The sequence below is a fragment of the Nocardia sp. JW2 genome (genome assembly GCF_051843015.1).
Classification (GTDB): domain Bacteria; phylum Actinomycetota; class Actinomycetes; order Mycobacteriales; family Mycobacteriaceae; genus Nocardia; species Nocardia coubleae.
In genome coordinates this window covers 136907-154264 of record NZ_JBPXLK010000010.1, presented here as the reverse complement: position 1 = coordinate 154264, position 17358 = coordinate 136907, and the positions used below count along the sequence as shown (strand labels likewise).

The 17358-nt window shown below is 69.1% G+C and carries 15 protein-coding genes; 6 read left to right on the top strand and 9 right to left on the bottom strand.

The features are described 5' to 3' along the window. Positions 1-57 precede the first annotated feature (57 nt). Positions 58-1221, bottom strand: a complete 1164-nt coding sequence (locus ACSVDM_RS16610) for an acyltransferase family protein (RefSeq protein ID WP_439265975.1) — start codon at positions 1219-1221, stop codon at positions 58-60. Positions 1222-1330: 109 nt separating this feature from the next. Here ACSVDM_RS16610 and ACSVDM_RS16605 point away from each other — a divergent pair, with 109 nt between their 5' ends. Then, positions 1331-2521 (top strand): DUF3068 domain-containing protein, encoded by a 1191-nt coding sequence (locus tag ACSVDM_RS16605; protein WP_067497175.1) that lies wholly within the window; start codon positions 1331-1333, stop codon positions 2519-2521. A gap of 25 nt (positions 2522-2546) precedes the next feature. Here the strand turns inward: ACSVDM_RS16605 and ACSVDM_RS16600 are convergent, their stop codons facing one another. Further along, positions 2547-3728 (bottom strand): polysaccharide biosynthesis protein, encoded by a 1182-nt coding sequence (locus ACSVDM_RS16600; RefSeq protein ID WP_439266111.1) that lies wholly within the window; start codon positions 3726-3728, stop codon positions 2547-2549. A gap of 255 nt (positions 3729-3983) precedes the next feature. On the opposite strand from ACSVDM_RS16600, the gene ACSVDM_RS16595 reads away from it, so the two are divergent. Both ACSVDM_RS16595 and ACSVDM_RS16590 read left to right on the top strand, forming a co-directional pair. Then, positions 3984-5894 (top strand): hypothetical protein, encoded by a 1911-nt coding sequence (locus tag ACSVDM_RS16595; RefSeq protein WP_439265973.1) that lies wholly within the window; start codon positions 3984-3986, stop codon positions 5892-5894. Positions 5895-5982: 88 nt separating this feature from the next. Beyond that, the gene (locus ACSVDM_RS16590) at positions 5983-6381 is read left to right on the top strand and encodes a hypothetical protein (protein WP_439265971.1); all 399 of its coding nucleotides are present in this window, start codon (positions 5983-5985) and stop codon (positions 6379-6381) included. Here the strand turns inward: ACSVDM_RS16590 and ACSVDM_RS16585 are convergent. Beyond that, positions 6371-7543, bottom strand: coding sequence for a glycosyltransferase family 4 protein (locus ACSVDM_RS16585; RefSeq protein WP_439265970.1), 1173 nt, complete (start codon positions 7541-7543; stop codon positions 6371-6373). The genes ACSVDM_RS16590 and ACSVDM_RS16585 overlap by 11 nt on opposite strands. A 139-nt stretch (positions 7544-7682) precedes the next feature. Between ACSVDM_RS16585 and ACSVDM_RS16580 the strand changes: the two genes are divergently transcribed. After that, a complete protein-coding gene (locus ACSVDM_RS16580) occupies positions 7683-8474 on the top strand; it encodes a class I SAM-dependent methyltransferase (protein WP_067643553.1) in 792 nt (263 codons plus the stop codon). Position 8475: 1 nt separating this feature from the next. On the opposite strand, the gene ACSVDM_RS16575 is transcribed toward ACSVDM_RS16580, so the two are convergent. Further along, entirely contained in the window at positions 8476-8685 is a 210-nt protein-coding gene (locus tag ACSVDM_RS16575) for a hypothetical protein (RefSeq protein WP_243749784.1), read from the bottom strand. A 298-nt stretch (positions 8686-8983) separates the two neighbouring features. Here ACSVDM_RS16575 and ACSVDM_RS16570 point away from each other — a divergent pair, with 298 nt between their 5' ends. Further along, on the top strand, positions 8984-10429 hold the full coding sequence (locus ACSVDM_RS16570) for an aldehyde dehydrogenase (RefSeq protein ID WP_439265967.1): 1446 nt from the start codon (positions 8984-8986) through the stop codon (positions 10427-10429). On the opposite strand, the gene ACSVDM_RS16565 is transcribed toward ACSVDM_RS16570, so the two are convergent. Together ACSVDM_RS16565 and ACSVDM_RS16560 are read right to left on the bottom strand one after the other, a co-directional pair. Further along, positions 10426-10605, bottom strand: a complete 180-nt coding sequence (locus tag ACSVDM_RS16565; protein WP_067497189.1) for a hypothetical protein — start codon at positions 10603-10605, stop codon at positions 10426-10428. The genes ACSVDM_RS16570 and ACSVDM_RS16565 overlap by 4 nt on opposite strands. A gap of 202 nt (positions 10606-10807) precedes the next feature. Beyond that, positions 10808-11758 (bottom strand): GlxA family transcriptional regulator, encoded by a 951-nt coding sequence (locus tag ACSVDM_RS16560; RefSeq protein ID WP_439265965.1) that lies wholly within the window; start codon positions 11756-11758, stop codon positions 10808-10810. A gap of 103 nt (positions 11759-11861) precedes the next feature. On the opposite strand from ACSVDM_RS16560, the gene ACSVDM_RS16555 reads away from it, so the two are divergent. Beyond that, entirely contained in the window at positions 11862-12608 is a 747-nt protein-coding gene (locus tag ACSVDM_RS16555; RefSeq protein WP_439265963.1) for an HD domain-containing protein, read from the top strand. 52 nt (positions 12609-12660) lie between these two features. Here the strand turns inward: ACSVDM_RS16555 and ACSVDM_RS16550 are convergent, their stop codons facing one another. From ACSVDM_RS16550 to ACSVDM_RS16540, 3 genes are all read right to left on the bottom strand, one after another. Continuing rightward, a complete protein-coding gene (locus tag ACSVDM_RS16550) occupies positions 12661-14490 on the bottom strand; it encodes a phosphoenolpyruvate carboxykinase (GTP) (protein WP_067497193.1) in 1830 nt (609 codons plus the stop codon). 239 nt (positions 14491-14729) lie between these two features. After that, the gene (locus tag ACSVDM_RS16545; RefSeq protein WP_439265961.1) at positions 14730-16175 is read right to left on the bottom strand and encodes a hypothetical protein; all 1446 of its coding nucleotides are present in this window, start codon (positions 16173-16175) and stop codon (positions 14730-14732) included. Further along, the gene (locus tag ACSVDM_RS16540; protein ID WP_245655517.1) at positions 16162-17256 is read right to left on the bottom strand and encodes a hypothetical protein; all 1095 of its coding nucleotides are present in this window, start codon (positions 17254-17256) and stop codon (positions 16162-16164) included. Before ACSVDM_RS16540 ends, ACSVDM_RS16545 begins: the two co-directional genes overlap by 14 nt. Between the last annotated feature and the right edge of the window lie 102 nt (positions 17257-17358).

The window sequence follows — 17358 nt, the reverse complement described above, 5'->3', positions numbered from 1 at the left end:
GACCGACTCCATCAGGCCCGACGGACGGGATGGCGCCCGACAATGCCGCTCACCGGCTCAGACGCGGGCGGTTTCTTTCACAGCCCTCCGCTTGTCCCAGCGTCGGGCCAGCCGACGCGCGGGTTCCTCGATCAGCGCGTAGCTCGCGGCGGCCAACGGCAAGGTCAGCGCGGTGGTGAGCACGAGGACGTACAGGAAGCTGCCGCTGAACGGCAACAGGCTGAACACCGGGAACACCATGGACAGCACGACCAGGTGCCACAGGAACACCCCGTAGGACCACCGGCCGAGCACCGCCGCCGTGCGCGATTCCAGCCAGCGATGCGGTGGCGCGTCGGCCGGGCGCAGCACCAGCGGCGCCAGCAGGCCGAAGCCGATGATCGCCCCGAGCAGCATCTTCACCGCGTACTGCCACGGCTCGGCACGTTCCAGACCGGCAGGCCCGCCGAACTCCGTCGCCGAGATCAGGAACGCGACCAGCGCGAAGCCCCACATCAGCGGCTGATTCGCCAGCAGCTTCGGCCAGCGGGCATCGGTGCGCAGGCGGTAGATCAGTTCGGCGAGCAGCATGCCCGCCGCGAACCAGGGGATGTAGGCGGGCAGCCAGTTGTCGGCGTGGATGGCGTCGGGTGTCGGCACCGGCCACAGGTTCCACGTGAGGCTCACCGCGGCCAGCACGCACAGCACGGGCACCCGCCACCGCGCCGACGGACCACGCAGCCGGACGAACGCCAACGCGAGCACCGGAAGCACCAGGTAGAAGGCCACCTCCACCGACAGGCTCCACATCTGGGTGAGGCCGTCGGTGAGCGTCAAGGGGACGAACACTTGCAGTAGGAACAGATTCGACACCCATACCCGCAGGTTCGCCGTCTGCGCGGCGCCGGGCAGCAACACGAGCACGAACACCACGACGGCCCAATAGGCGGGCATGATTCTGGCGAAACGGTGCAGCAGGTACCGCCCCGTCGACGGCGCCGCACCCACCCCGTGCGCGGCCGCCGCGTGCGGCCGCCACAGCAGGAAACCCGACAGCGCGAAGAACACCGCGACCGCCATGTCGAAGCGTTCCAGAATCGGCCCGAGCACCGGTGTTCCGGATGCCGCGGTCTGGAAGGCGACGTGCGTGACGAGCACGCCGAGCGCCGCCATCCCACGCATTCCTTCCAGGGCGGGGATGAAGGTGCGCGGCGGCGGAACGGGGGTGTGCGGGCTCGTCATCGGGGTCCAGTCTGCCGTGTCGGCGATTTAGCGGGCACAGCGCCGCCTTCCGTCGTCATGGGCTGTTAGTGTCGGCTCAATCCGTGTTCGAACGACGAGGAGAGTTTGCATGGCACTGAGTGCCGGTACCAGAAGGACGGTCGCCTGCGTGCTCGTGGGTCTGGGCGCGGCATTGCTTGTTGCCGCGCTCATGATCCCCACCTACACCGTGAGCAAGGTGGCCAAGACTCCGCTCGACCTCGAGATCACCACCATCGCGGAGAACCAGCCTGGTGAGGACAGTCTCGTCCTCGACTCCAAGTCGCTGACCTCCGGTGACGGTCCGGCCGTTGTCAACAAGAACGTGCCGCTGATCTCGCAACGTTTCGTCACCGTCGAGGAGCCCTCCGACGCCGACAAGATGACGCTGCAGGCGGGTCAGACGCTGCGCCGCACCGATGTGCAGGGTGACACGGGCCTGCTCACCGCGGCCATCGACCGCGTCACCATCTCGCGCACCACCGGCATGCCGGTCGACGAGGAGCCCAACGGCTCCATCGCGGTCACCGTCAACAAGGACGGCAGCGTGATGGAACCGGTGCAGCACACCGGCATCGGCTACCGCTTCCCGATCGGCACCGAGAAGAAGACGTACCCGTACTTCGACATCAACGTGCGCAAGTCCTTCGACGCCAACTTCATCGAAGAGACCGAGATCAACAGCACCAAGGTGTACCGGTTCCAGATGATCGCGCCGGTCACCAGCACCTGGGACGTAGTGCAGTCGCCGACCAACCGGCTCACCCTGCCCGCCGCCAAGTGGGGCGTCACCGACGTGCCCGCCGACGCGCCGGTCACCATGACCCGCTACTACACCAACGTGCGTGACCTGTGGGTCGAGCCGCAGACCGGCACCGTCGTCAAGGGTGGCGAATCGATCCACCTGTTCTACGCGCGCACAGCCGACAAGCCCGAGGTGACCGCGCTCAAGTCGCACATCGTCTTCGACGAGTCGACCGTGGAGTCGCAGCTGGCCATCGCCAAGGAGAACACCGACAAGCTGTCGCTGTTCGGCCGCATCGTGCCGATCGTGCTCGGCATCCTCGGCGTGATCGCGCTGCTGGCCGGCCTGTTCCTCGGTCTGCGCGGCGGTAGCGCCCCGGCCCACGCCTCGCCGCGTGGCACCCGGCCCACGCCCGCGCCGACCGCCGCCGACACCGGCGCCACCCGCTGGGACGGCGACGAAGCGCCGACCACCCAGTTCCCGCGCGGTGACTACGATTCGCCGACCGAACAGATCGACACGAACAAACGCCCCTGAGGCAAGCGGTTCACGACGGCCCCGGTCACCGACCGGGGCCGTCGTCGTTTCGCGCGGCGCGCAGCACGACCAAGGCGACGATCGTCGTGGTGACGGCGGCGACGCACACGGCGATGCCGATGAGCGAACCGATGCTGTCGGCGAAAGCGAGCATCAACGCGACCTCGACGGCCAGACCCACCCAGGTGACCATCGCCAGGCCGGTGCGTTCCACCGCGATCGCCGACAGCAACGCGCCTTGCAGGACGGCGAGCATGGCGCCGTGCAGCGCGAAAATCCACAGCATGCCCTGGATGGGCGCGTAGTCCTGACCCGCGAACAGGGGCGCGAGCGGGGCGGCCAGGGCGGCGCCGATGACCGCGACGACGCCGATCAGCGACAGCACCGACAGGGCGTCGCGGATGGCGCGGGCCGAATGCGTCGGCTGGGCCATGCGCGGGTACAGCACAACGCCCACCGCCTGCGGGAGCCAGAAGGCGATCTTGGTGGCGATGGTGCCGAGGGAGTAGCGGCTGGCGTCGGCGTCGTCGAGGACGATGCGCACGACGATCAGGTCGGCCGAGGACAGGGCCATCAGCGCGGCCTGCACTTGGACGGCACGCAAGACCGGGAGGACGCCGATCGCCTGCTCGCGCGGTTCGACGGTAGCGGTCCGCCCATCGAGCAACAGGTCCGCTGAATCGCTCGCCGTCGCCGATCGGACGATGCGGCCCGCGAGGAAGGCGGCGGCGACGAGTCCGCCTGCCGCGGCGAGCAGGGCCCCCGCCGAACCGCCGCCGAGGGCGAGCGCGATCAGTGCGGGTGCGACGCGAGCGGTTCCCGCCAGGGCCAGCACCGTCGCCAGGGCGCGGAACTGATTGGCGCCCTGGAGGATTCCCTGTTCACCGGACAGGATCACCAGGGCGGGCGCGGCGCCGAGGGCAGCGGCCGCGGCCGGCACACCGACGTGCAGCACCGTCGCGACGACCGGGATCAGCACCACCGCGACCGCCGCGACCAGGGCCGCACACCGCCACTGCATCGCCCGCACCGCGCGCAGACCGGCGCCGCGCACCACTTCGCGCGCCACCACGTTCTGCATCGCCAGGGCGGGCACCGCGCACAACAACTGGACCGCGAGCAGACTCGCGAACTCGCTGAAGCCGGCCACACCCAGCCAGCGACCGGCCAACATCTGCAGCAGGTAACCGGCGACATTGGCGGTCATCGCGCCGGCCGTGACCCACGTCAGGTCGGCAACAACAGGGGGGCGGCGGACCGAAGACACGCCCCATCGTCGCACCTCATCGCCCCTGCGGTGGGCGGTACCCCGAAATGTGAGTCCGAGCGGACTCACCCTGCGCTTCGCTTCTGGAGCGCCGGCGCGCTCGAGGCGGGGCCCTTCGCGTTGTCGCACTCTCTGGTCGATCCAGATCAGGGCGGGCCCCGCTGCGCTCACCGCAAGCATCTAGGGTGCTCTGATGTGACAGGTAGCGCGAGGCTCTGGGTTGCCGCGTACTGCGCGCTCCTCACGGCTGTGATCGTCGGCCCGCTGGCAGGCTCCGGGTACCTGCTGCTGCGCGACGCGGTGAGTACCCCGCGCTCCTATCTGACCGACTCCGCGCTCGGTCTCGGCGCGGCCGCACCCCGCGCGGTGCCCCAGGACGCGCTGCTCGCCGTCCTCTCCCCCGTCGTCGACGGCGGCATCCTCGTCAAAGCCATCCTGATCGTTTCCCTGTGGTCGGCAGGGTACGGCGCCGCCGTCCTCGCCCGCCGCTTCGTCGGCGCGACCACCGGCCCCCAACTCGTCGCCGCGACCCTGGCCCTCTGGAATCCCTTCGTCGCCGAACGTCTTCTCCAAGGGCATTGGAGTCTGCTCGCGGGGTATGCGGCTTTGCCCTGGGTGGCGTTGGCGGCAGCGCGTTTGCGCGAGCCGGAGGTCGATTCGTCAGTCGACGTGCGCTCGGGGCGCGGCCACACCGAGGCGAGCCTCGCCTCTGGAACCGGGTCGGGTACAGACTCGACCGCCGAGACCGGCGCCGGCAGAGGATCACCGGGCAGCCTCAGCGAGGTCGACTCGGCACGTGCGTCCGGGTCGATTATCGGACGCGCATGGAGCAGTGTTCAGGCCCGCCGTTCCCGCGCTGGAGCACGTGTCGGTGTGTGGGCTGCGCTGGTCGCGGCGTTCGCGGCAGCCGGGTTGACGCCGACCGGGTCGTTGCTGGCGGCCGTCATCGGACTGGCGACGATCGGGTGGCGGAAGATGCTGCCCGCTGCCGTTCTGTGGGTGCTCACGTGTGCGCCGTGGTTGACGGCGACCGCATTGGGAGCCGGTGCCGAGCCGTCGGATCCCGAGGGGGTTTCGGCGTTCGCGGCGCGGGCGGAGCCGTGGTTGGGGACGTTGGGGAGCCTGGCCGGGCTCGGGGGGATCTGGAACGCGGAAGCGGTTCCGGGCAGCCGGACAACGCCGGTGGCGTTCGTCGCCACGATGTTGTTGCTCGGGATAGTCGCGCTCGGAGTGCGGGCGGTGTGGGCGCGGGGGCACCGGGCGCTGCTGGTCATCGCGGTGGTGGCCGTGGTCGTGCCCGCGCTCGGGGCGACCAGCGGGGGGATCGCGGTCGGCGAATGGTTGGTCGCGCACGTGCCCGGTGCGGGGTTGTTGCGTGACAGCCAGAAATACGTGGCGCTCGCGATGCCCGCGTATGTGTTGTGTGCGGCGGCCGCCTGCACCACCGTGCTCACCTTCGCCCGCAGGTTCGCGCCGACGATCCACGACGGCGTGCGAACCGGAACAGCAGCTGTCGCAACACTTTTCATCGGACTGCTGATTCTCCCTCTCCCTGATCTGGCGTGGGGCGTCGGCGGCGAGATGCGCCCCGTCCGCTACCCCGCAGGCTGGGAAAAAGTCGTCGAACACATCGACGCGCCGGGCGACGTGGCCGTCCTCCCCGCAGGCATGTTCCGCCGATTCCCTTACAGCGGAACAGCTCCCGTCCTCGACCCCGCCCCCCGCATCCTCCCCCACGACGTCCTCCAAACAGGCGAACTCCGCGTCCGCGGCTACGCCGTAGCAGGCGAAGGAAACCGCGCCCGCACAGTCGAAACGGCTCTGCTCGAAGGCGCCCCCGCCACCGACCTAGCCGCCCTCGGCGTCGGCTGGATCCTCATAGAACGCACCACCCCCGGCCCCCTCGGCGCCTCCCGATCCACCCTGACCACAACCGAACTCACCTACGAAGACCCCGACCTAGCCCTCTACCGAATCCCCAACCCAACCCTCACCGACACCGCAACCCCCACCCAACGCCGAATCTCCGCCACCGCCCACCTCCTCTGGGCCACCCTCCTCCTCGCAGCGCTGGTCACTGCCGGCCTCCGCCGAAACCCCAACTGACGGAGTGTCATCCGGCGATTCCTCGCGCGTCGCACAACACACCGCACCAATACCGCCGCGAGCCATCGACGACCTATGTTCGCTCGCTATGGTCACCTCACAGCACGAGGCTATGCACCGGATCTTCCGGCACGATGCGCGCACCTTCGCCCGCGCCTTCCACGCACTCGACCTTCCCTTTTATGCCGAACTTGTCGAACTGGGCCTCGGCCGTACGCGAGGCGCCCGAATCTGGAGGAAGTTGATGTCGGTAGACCTGTCGTTCTTCCGCTCCGAGACATCGCAGCGGATGCGTGAAGAAGCCCGCGCAGAAGGGCGCGAAGAGGGTGTTTCGCACAGCATTCTGCGGATTCTGCGCCGCCGAGGGATAGACGTTTCCTCGGCGGCCGAAGACAAGATCGTGTCGTGTCACGACCGAGTACAGCTCGGCGAATGGCTCGATCGGGCGATCGGGGCGCAGAGCGTTGACGATGTGTTCAGTGATTGAGAGCTGACGGGGCTACGAGGCCGGTGGTGTAGGTGCCCCGGGCTGCGGCGGCGAGGACTTCGTAGACGCCGGAACCTGTTTGTTCCCAGGAGAATTCGTGGGCGCGGGCGCGGGCCTTTTCGCCCATCATCGCGCGGGTTTCCGGGTCGGCGAGGAGGTCGGCGGCGGCTCGGGCCAGGGCGGGGGCGTCGTCTACCAGCAGGCCGGTGACGCCGTCGACGATGGAGTCGGTGAGGCCGCGGGAGCTGCGGTAGCCGATGGTCGGCACGCCGTGCTGGGCGGCTTCGATGACGGCCAGGCCCCAGCCTTCCTTGCGGGAGGGCATCACGTGCACCCACGCGGTGGCCAGGATCTCGTGCTTGCGGCGTTCGTCGACGTGGCCGTGGAAGGTGACGGCGTCGGTGATGCCGAGGTCGTCGGCGCACGCCCGCAGGTTGGGCGCCCACCAGCCGTCGCCGATCACGTCCAGGTGCACGTCGGGGAAGCGTTCGCGCAGCGTGGCGACAGCGGTGAGGGCGTCCTCGATCTGCTTGTGCGGGACGAGACGGGACAGCACGGCGATGCGTGGGTGGGTGGCGCGGGTGCTCGCGCCGCCGGGGACGACCTCGGCGGGCACCGGCTCGGCACCGTTGCGGACGACGGCGATGCGTTCGCGGTCCACCCCGAGCACCGACAGCTCCTCGGCCGAGGGCAGCGACACCGTGAGGTACTGGTTGTCGCGGTGCACGCGCGGCGACAGCTTGGACTCGATCCACCAGCCGATCCGCCCGACCAGCCGCCCGGCGACCGGCCACTGCTCACGATGTCCGTGGTGCACGAGCACCACCGACGGCACACCGGTGACCGCCGCGAAGAACGGGATGCCGTTCTGGGTGTCGATCACCACGTCGGGCCGCACACCGCGCAGCGGGCCGACACCGAGCCGACCGGCGAGGATGGCGGCCAGCGCGCGCGGGTACACGGTGAAGCGGCCACCGGCGCGACTGATGTCGATACCGTCGATCCGCTCGCGGCGCGGCGCACCGGGGTACCCGGCCGTACGCAGGGTGACCTTGACCCCTCGGGCCGCCAGCTGCGCACCCACCTGCTCCAGGTACCGCTCACTGCCGCCGCCCTGTGGGTGCCCCGTGTCACGCCAGCACAACAGGAGGACTTCACGCACGGTCGGGCTCGCAATCGGATCGGCTTCGGACAAACGTCGGCCACCACCCTAGCGGGTGTGGCCCACGCGACACGGCAATATCACCGCCGAACCCGCACACGGCCGCGATGCGCCGCCGCCGAGCCCCTAAACTCCTGCCGTGCCGACCGCATCCCCGCCGAGAACCGACCAGCCGGGCCGAGCCCCCCGCTTCGCCCGTCGCGCCACGCTGCGCCGCTCCGTGCGCCTGCTGACGAGCTTCCGGTTCGAGCAGTCCGACCCGGCCAGGTTCTACGGCGGCATAGCCACCGACAGCGCCGAGCTGATCGACGACTTCTACGCCGACATCACCGGCCGCGATCTCGCCGGAACCGTGGTGCTCGACGTGGGTGGCGGGCCCGGCTACTTCGCCGACGAGTTCACCGCACGCGGTGCGCGCTATATCTCGGTGGAACCCGACCCGTCGGAGATGCACGCCGCGGGCCTGCGGGTGGCCGGTTCGGTGCGCGGCTCGGGCATGGCGCTCCCGTTCCGCGACAACGCCTTCGACGTGTGCTTCTCCTCCAACGTCGCCGAACACGTCCCCGAGCCGTGGGCGATGGCCGACGAGATGGTCCGCGTGACCAAGCCCGGCGGGCTCATCGTCTACTCGTACACGGTGTGGCACGGGCCGTTCGGTGGGCACGAGACCGGGCTGTGGCATTACCTCGGCGGCGAGTATGCGGCCCGAAGGTACTTCCGTAAGCACGGTCGTGAACCCAAGAACAGATTCGGCAGGTCACTGTTCGCTGTCACCGCCGCCGACGGTTTGCGCTGGGCGGCAACGACACCGGCGGACGTGCGAACCGTTTTTCCTCGTTATCACCCGCGCTGGGCGTGGTGGCTGGTTCGGATTCCGGTGATTCGCGAGCTACTCGTGAGCAATCTCGTTGTGGTGGCGACGAAACGGTGATTCAGGCCAGCCAGCTCAATCGCCGCGTCCGGCGCACCGGCTCGGGTAACGCACTGGCCCACGGGGATTCCTGAATCGCGAGGCCGACGGTCTCCAACGTGGTCAGGCCGACCTGATCGGCGAGCGCCCCGACCATCGCGACCGCCTCAGCGGCCTGAATGGCGGCAGTTGCCTGCTCGATCGTCAGTGTGCGGCCCGGAAGGAATGACACAACCCATCCTCCACTGCCCACACTCTTCGCTTGATGGTCGGTCTGGTCGCTGGTCATCAACGATCGGCCGATCACTTGCACAGCCATGAGTCGGTCTCCCCAATTCGCTGTAAAGGTCCGATGAATCGAGCGAGCTGATCAGTAGCTAAAGCATCCCCTTTTCACCACGAGAACGCAATAGTGCGTTTTCCCGAAAAGCGAACCGACGGGTTGGAATTCACGCACTTCAGAGTGCCTGCGACCAGGCAAAGTAGAACGTGTTGCAGACAATCCGGCCGCGAAACTGTAACGTGTTCTCATGCACTACGACAGTCTGTTCATCGGCGGCAAGTGGACCACCCCGGCCGGTAGTGACCGCATTCCCGTGGTCTCACCGGCCACCGAGGAGACCGTGGGCAGCGTGCCCGCGGTAACGAAGGACGATGTCGACGCCGCGGTCGCCGCGGCGCGCGACGCCTTCGACAGCGGACCGTGGCCGAAGAAGGATCCACTGGAACGAGCCGAGGTGCTCGGCAAGGCCGCGCGCCTCATCGAGCAGCGTTCCCCGGAATTGCTCGCCGCACTCACGGCCGAGATGGGCGCAACAACGGTAGGCGCCTTGACATTCAACCAAATTCCCGCCGTCGCGGCGCTCGACGCGTTAGTCTCGCTCGCTAAGACCTTCCCCTGGAACGAGACTCGGGTCGGCCCGTTCGGAACTACCCGTGTGTCACGGGAACCGCGCGGTGTCGTCGCCGCTATTACCGCATGGAATGTTCCGATGTTCCTCGCGGTGAACAAACTCGCGCCCGCATTGCTCGCGGGGTGCACGATCGTGCTCAAACCGTCGCCACTCACCCCGCTCAGCGCGAATATCCTCGCCGATATCTTCACCGAGGCAGGTGTGCCGGACGGTGTGATCTCCGTGCTGCCCGCCGAGGCCGAGGCGAGCGAATACCTGGCCCGTCATCCCGGCGTCGACAAGGTGACCTTCACCGGAAGTACCGCCGTCGGCCGGAAACTCGCCGCTATCGCCGGCGAACAACTCAAGACCGTCTCCCTCGAATTGGGCGGTAAGTCGGCCGCGATCATTCTCGACGACGTCGACCTGGCGGCGAGCATTCCCGTTCTCGCGTTCTCCGGTCTGATGAACAGCGGGCAGGGCTGTGTCGCGCAGACCCGCATCCTCGCACCGCGCAGCCGCTACGAAGAGATCCTCGACGCGCTCGTCGCCCACGTGAGCACACTGAAGACCGGTGACCCCACCGACCCGTCGGTGCAGTTCGGCCCGCTCATCAGCGAGCGGCAGCGCGAGCGCGTGGAGGGCTATATCGCCAAGGGCAAGGCCGAGGGGGCGCGGCTGGTCCTCGGCGGCGGCAGGCCCGAGGGGGTGGAGCGCGGCTGGTTCGTCGAGCCGACGATCTTCGCCGACGTCGACAACTCCAGCACCATCGCCCAGGAGGAGATCTTCGGGCCGGTGCTGTCGGTGATCCCCTACGACACCGAGGACGAGGCCGTCGCCATCGCCAACGACTCCGTGTACGGCCTGGCGGGCTCGGTCTGGACCACCGACATCGAACGCGGCGCGAAGATCGCCGCACGGGTGCGCACGGGCACCTACGCGATCAACTGGTACGCCTTCGACCCCACCGCGCCGTTCGGTGGGTACAAGAGTTCCGGCATCGGCCGCGAGAACGGGCCCGAGGGCCTGGACGCCTTCTGCGAGCAGAAGTCGGTCCTGATGCCGATGGGCTGGACCGGCTAGTCCTCGGGCATCACTACCCGCAGCACCGGTTGGGCACCTACCTCACCGTTGGCGGGCAGGTCGACGACGTCGACGCGCCATCCGGGTGGCAGGACGCGCTGCAGGCGGCCTGCCACCCGGTGCAGTGGCGTGCTCGAGCAGGTGTCGTCCTCCGGGCGGGTCACCAGATCGGTCATGCGTCAACCACCTCTCAGCGTCGATCTCAACGGAGTTTGCTCGGGGGATGGTGCGACGTTCACAGAAACCTGACTGGGAATATAGGTGACGGCGATTCCCTTGCCCCAGCGACTCTCTGTCATCGAAATAGGTACCCGAAATTCACACGGGGGAATCGTCTTATTTTGTGCCCGAAAGGAAACTTCGCGTCGGGAAAGTGGGTCAATGACGCAATGAGCGTCGATATGCGGACGGTGTAAGCCCGGTCGCCGCACGTAAGTGCTCGCGCAGGGCTGTCACACTGCCGAAGCCCGATCGCTGGGCAACGGTCTCCACGGTGAAGGTCGTTCGCTCGAGCAGTACCCTTGCCCGTCCGAGCCGTTGCGCATCGAGCCAGGCGCGCGGCGTGGTGCCGACCTCGGCCTTGAAGCGGCGGATGAAAGTCCGTTCGCTCATCAACGCGTGCGCGGCAAGCGCTGAGACATCCACGGCGGCCACGGGATCGGCCGCTGCCCAATCGAGCGTGGCCGCCAGGCCACCGTGCGCCGCAACGCGCCCTATCGGCCGCGGAATGTACTGCGCCTGACCACCTTCGCGGTGCGGCGGCACCACATTCCAGCGGGCGAGGTCGGCGGCGGCCGCGGCACCGAGTTCGCGGCGGACGATGTGCAGGCACAGATCCAGTCCGGCGGACAGGCCCGCCGAGGTCAGGATGTCGCCGTCGTCGACGTAGAGGGCGGTGGGATCGAGTTTCACGGCCGGGTAGAGCTGGGCGAACTCGTCGCAGTAGCCCCAGTGGGTGGTGGCCGGGCGGCCGTCGAGCAGCCCGGCCTCGGCGAGGACGAAGGCGCCGACGCAGATACTGGCGATGGTTGCGCCTCGGGCGGCGGCCGCACGCAGCGCGTCGAGCGCCGGGGGCGGGGTGGGCAGAGTCGGGAGGCCGATGCCGGGGACCACGATCAGATCGGCGTCGGCGAGCAGCTCGAGTCCGTGCTCCACCCGCAGCTCGAAGCCGTTCGGCGTCCACACCGGACCGGGACGTACAGCGCAGGTTCGCATGTCGAAGCCGGCGGGCTCGCCGGTCCGGCCCGGTCCGTGGCGGAAGATCTGGACCACACACGCGAGGTCGTAGGTCATCACGCCGTCCAGGGCGAGTGCGGCCACCGAGATCACTCCTCGAGTTTGGCACGAATCCGGGCACTGCTGGCATACCTGCCACTCGTTCTCCCCGCCCCGGTCCGGCTTTGCTTGACGCAGGCACGACAAGGGAGATCTGATGACGAATCCGGCAGGCCTCGACTGGACCTGGGCACAGCGCACCGGCGGGAACCTCACCGCGGCGCAGCGCCGTCGGCTGTTGGCGGTACTCGGGCGCACCGTACCGAGATTCGCGCCGGGACGGCTGCGCTTGGCACTCGGCCGGCGCGGCACCGGACGCGTCGAGGACGTGCGTCTCCCGGACACCCCGCTGGCCAGAGAGGCGGAACTACACGCGCGCGAGGAACTTTCGGACGCACTGCTGGCGCATTCCTTCCGCACCTACTTCTTCGGCCGCGCCCTCGCCGACCTCGACGGTGCCGAGTACGACGACGAAATCGCCTACGTCTCCTGTCTATTGCACGACATCGCCCTCGAAACACCGACGCCTGGAAGGTGTTTCGCGGTGGTCGGCGGGGAGAGCGCGGTCGGCCTCGCCCGGCGGCACGGCGCCTCCGCCGAACGGGCCGCGATCATCGGTGCGGCCATCGCCGCCCATCTCACCCCCGGCGTCGCGGCGAACCTCGGCGACCCGGGTGGTTTCGTATCCGCGGGCGCGTCGGTGGACGTGCTCGGCGACCGGCTGGCCGACCTCGATCCCCGATGGGTCGGCGAACTGCTCGCCCGGCACCCTCGTCACCAGCTGAAGAAGCACCTCGCCGCGGTGTTCGCCGCCGAGGCCGCCGCGGTCCCCGAAGGGCGGGTGGCCTGGCTGACGTCGACCGGATTCATCCAGCTCGTCAAGTTCGCGCCCTTCCCCGAATAGAACGAAACCGCCCGCACCGGAAATCGGCGCGGGCGGTTCGTTGTTCGGGGGATCAGCCGAGGCGCTGCTTGAGAGCCTCGAACTCGTCGCGGACACCCGAGGGCAGGCGGTCGCCGATGAACTCGAACCACTCCTCGATCGACGGGATCTCCTGGCGCCACTCGTCGGCGTTCACCGCGAGGGCCTCGTCGACGTCGGCCGGGTCGACATCGAGGCCGTCCAGGTCGAGGTCGGCGGCCGTGGGGACGTGGCCGACGGGGGTGGACGACGCGCCGGTCGAACCCTCGATGCGGCCGACGATCCACTCCAGCACGCGGGAGTTCTCACCGAATCCGGGCCACAGGAAGCGGCCGTCGGCGCCACGACGGAACCAGTTGACGTAGAAGATCTTCGGCAGCTTGGTCGAGTCGGCGTTCTTGCCCAGCTCGATCCAGTGGTCGAGGTAGTCGCCCACGTGGTAGCCGAGGAACGGCAGCATCGCCATCGGGTCGCGGCGGACGGTGCCCACCTGGCCCTCGGCGGCGGCGGTCTGCTCCGAGCCCATGGTCGCGCCCATGAACACGCCGTGCTCCCAGCCGAACGACTCGGTCACCAGCGGGACGGTGGTCTTGCGGCGACCACCGAACAGGATGGCCGAGATCGGCACGCCCTGCGGGTCGTCCCACTCGGGGGCCAGGATCGGGCACTGCGACATCGGGGTGCAGTAGCGCGAGTTCGGGTGCGCGGCGTGCGTGCCGGACTCGGGCGTCCAGTCGTTGCCCTTCCAGTCGATGAGGTGCTGCGGGTCGCCTTCCAGGCCCTCCCACCACACATCGTTGTCGTCGGTCTGGGCGACGTTGGTGTAGACGGTGTTGCCCGCGTCGATGGTGGCCATCGCGTTGGGGTTGGAGCTGTGGTTGGTGCCCGGCGCGACGCCGAAGAAACCGAACTCCGGGTTCACCGCGTAGAGGCGGCCGTCCTTGCCGAAACGCATCCAGGCGATGTCGTCGCCCAGGGTCTCGGCGCGCCAGCCGGGGATGGTCGGCTGGATCATCGCCAGGTTGGTCTTACCGCAGGCGCTGGGGAAGGCGGCGGCGATGTAGTACGCCTTGTTCTCGGGCGAGATCAGCTTGAGGATCAGCATGTGCTCGGCCAGCCAGCCCTCGTCGTGGGCCATCGCCGAGGCGATGCGCAGCGAGTAGCACTTCTTGCCGAGCAGCGCGTTGCCGCCGTAGCCCGAGCCGTAGGACCAGATCTCGCGGTCCTCGGGGAAGTGGGTGATGTACTTGGTGTCGCTGCACGGCCACGGCACGTCGGCCTGGCCCTCGGCCAGCGGAGCGCCGACGGAGTGCAGCGCCTTCACGAACGGACGGTCGGTGCCCAGCTTGTCGAGCGCCGCCTGGCCCATGCGGGTCATCACGCGCATCGAGACCACCACGTACTCGGAGTCGGTGATCTCCACGCCCAGCTTGGGGTCCTCGGCGCCGAGCGGGCCCATGCAGAACGGCACCACGTACATGGTGCGGCCCTTCATCGAGCCGCGGTACAGCTCGGTCATGGTGGCGCGCATCTCGGCGGGGTCGACCCAGTTGTTGGTCGGACCCGCGTCGGCCTCGGTCTTGGAGCAGATGTAGGTGCGCGATTCCACGCGGGCCACATCGGAGGGGTCGGACAGAGCGAGGAAGGAGTTCGGTTTCTTCTTCTCGTCGAGCTTCTTGAAGGTGCCCGCTTCGACCAGCTGCGTGGTCAGGCGATCCCATTCCGCGTCGGAGCCGTCGGCCCAGACAACGCGGTCAGGCTGAGTGAGCTCTGCGACTTCCTGTACCCAGGCGAGCAGTTCACTGTGCTCGGTCGGCGCGGTGCCGTCGGATCCACGAAGACCAGGAATGGTCGCTGAGGTCATGAAAACTCTCCTGAGATGGGCGGGGGCGCCACCGTGGCGGGAAGACGTCCGGCAGCGAACCAGCCACCGCACAACCCCAATGGACGGCGTACAGGGCCGCACACGGACGGAGCCGCGCATCGACTGGCACGGAGCAGGACGCCCAGGTTCCTGCTTAAAGGTTAACGCGATATGACGATCGATAAGGAATCGGGTTCGCCCAACCTAGTACCCATCGGCGGGTGGACCAATCGTTCTCGTCACACCTTGTCGAGTGTCTCGATATCGCGTTCGCAGGCGGAAAGTTGTGCGGGCCGCTCGGCGGCGAGGCGCCGGACGAGCGTGTCGAGCTCGGCGATGCGCCGGTCCACCGCCACCGCGCGGGCTGTGGATTCGCGGACGACATGTTCGGCCAGCTCCGCCTCCACGTCCACCAGCACGGCCGCGACACGCTGCTCGAGCTGGGCTTTCACATTCACCAGCGCCTCCGACACCCACTGTGACATGTGACTGCGTTCGGCCAGTTGCCCGCGCGCACGCACCACCCATGCCGCCGCACCGGCGCCGAGCAGCAACGCCACCGGCACGCTCGCCACATCGAGCGTCGGCACCAGCGACAGCGGCGCGACGATCAACCGGCCTAGACCGACACCGGCCGACGCGCCGAGCGCGATCACCAGGTGATCTTCGACACCACGGTGCCTCGGCGTGGGTTCCGGGCCAACTCGGGGCGCCGCGTCGTAGCGGCGCTGGGCGGGTGCGGCGGTGCCGACACGCCGCGCGGTCTCGAGCACGCGCTCGTCGATGACGGCGTCGACCGCGGCCGACAGCTCACCGGCGGCCTGCTGCAAGCGCTCGGGGTAGGCGCGCAGTTCGGTGCGGTCGCAGCGGTCGAGTTCGGCGCGTGAGCGCATGTGCAGGGCCCGGACCATGGCCCCCACCTCGGTCGACAGGTCGACGCGGGCCAGCTGCACCTGGCTGCGCACCGCCGCGAGACCGGTCTGACGGCCGCCGTCGCGCTCGGCGAGCAGAGCGACCCGCTCCTCCCGGATACGCGCGGTCTCGGTGCCCGCGCGCAGTGCGGCGATCTGCTCGGCGATGCGCGCCCTGGTGTCGGCGAGCACGCGGGCGAGCACGGCGGCACGGCGTCGGGCGCCGTCGACCGGGGTCTGCGCGGTGGCCGCGGCGAGGGCGGCATGCAGGGCGCCGAGACCGGAGCGGTCGAGCAGGGCGGAGTCGTCGGCGGCGCGGGCGGCGGCGGCCAGCCGGGCCGAGACGGCGAGAATGTCGAGGTCGGTGCTGCCGCGGGCGGCGAGCAGGGCGAGGCTGCGTTCGCGCATCGCACGCCAGTCCTGATAGGCGTGGAAGCCGTTCATGGCGAGCAGGATCGGGGCGCCCGCGCCGCGCAGGCGGTCGATGAGGGCGAGCAGGTCGGCACCGATCACGCTGCCCGCGTCGAACAGGATCAGGGCCGGGGCGGGTTCGGTGGTCGGGGTGGCCGGATCGATCAGGTCGATGCGCGGTTCGAAGCGGGCCAGTTCGGTACGCAGCAGGGTGGTGTTGGCGTCGTCGGGGGCGTAGAACAGCACGCTCGCGGCGGCGCCGGAACCGGCCATCGCCCCCAGCAGCGCCTTACCCTGCGGATTCCATCGTTCGATGACGGCGTCGACGTCGGCGGGCAGTGCGGCCTCGTCAGAGTCCGGCACTGCTCATCCGCTCCCAGGCTCTGATGTACCCGTTGTGCACGCGCAGCGCGGCGCGGCGGGCGGCGGGCGGCATGTCGCTCGACACCACGGCCCGCCAGCGGGTGGCGCGCGAGAGCGCCTCGTCGGCGTCGCCGGGCGCGGGCGAGGGATATCCGGCGGCCAGGTGGGCGACCTGCGGGCAGGCCAGACCGGCGCACAGACCGATCCACAAGGCCTCGTCACCGGCCAGGTACTGCTCGATCAGCGCGCGGGCGCGGCCGCCGTCACCGGGGACGGCACGTGCCGCCAGCCGGACCAGCTCGTCGAGCAGTTCGCCCCCGCGCACGGCTTCGACCTGCTCGTAACGGCGGTGGACCAGCCGGTGCAGCGGATCGATGCCGCCCGCTGAGTGCAGGATCTGTATCAGCGCGGCGGAGGTGAGATCCGGGTCGGCGCGCAGCGCGGTGAGCGCGCAGTCCACGCCGTAGAGGTCCCAGTTCTCGATGAGGCGCCTGCGGGCGTCCTGATCGGAACCGGCACCGATGAACAGGTCAGCGGCCAGCACCGACGGCACGTCCGGGCCGACCGCGAGCCTGCGCAGATCACTCAGATCGGCCGCGTCGACGCTGCCCGCCCGGGTGCGCGCCGCCAGCGAGGCGACCACCGGAACCACCGGCAAGCGCAGCTCACGGGCGAACCGTTCGGCGGCTGCCACGGCATCACCCCAGCGCGAACCCATCGCGTCGGCCTTGTTCAACACCACGATGCTGCGGTCCCTCGGCAACGTTTCCAGTACCCGCAGATCGGCCGCCTGCGGCGCGCCGGCCAGCACGTACACCACCAGATCACCGTCGAGCACGGGATCGGGCAGCTCGGGCTGGTCGACCGGGTCGGTCTCCTGCGCGGACAGCAGTGCCAGCGCCGCGAGGACGGTGGTCCGCCCGCTGAGCGCGCGCCCCGCAACCTGGATCCGCAACGGCCTGCGTCTGCGGTGTACTGCCTCGACGAGCCGCTCGGCTATCACCGGGTCGGTTCCCCCACCTGCGCCGAGGTCCGAGATCAGCTGATCGAGCTGGTCGGATGGCCGTGTCTGTGCGGTCATGGTCCCTGTCGGCATTTGCGCGCACCCCCTTTTCGGAGGGCATTCTGTCAGATCCGGCGTGAGGCGGCTGCGACGTAACTCGGCGCATGCTGGACAATGGAC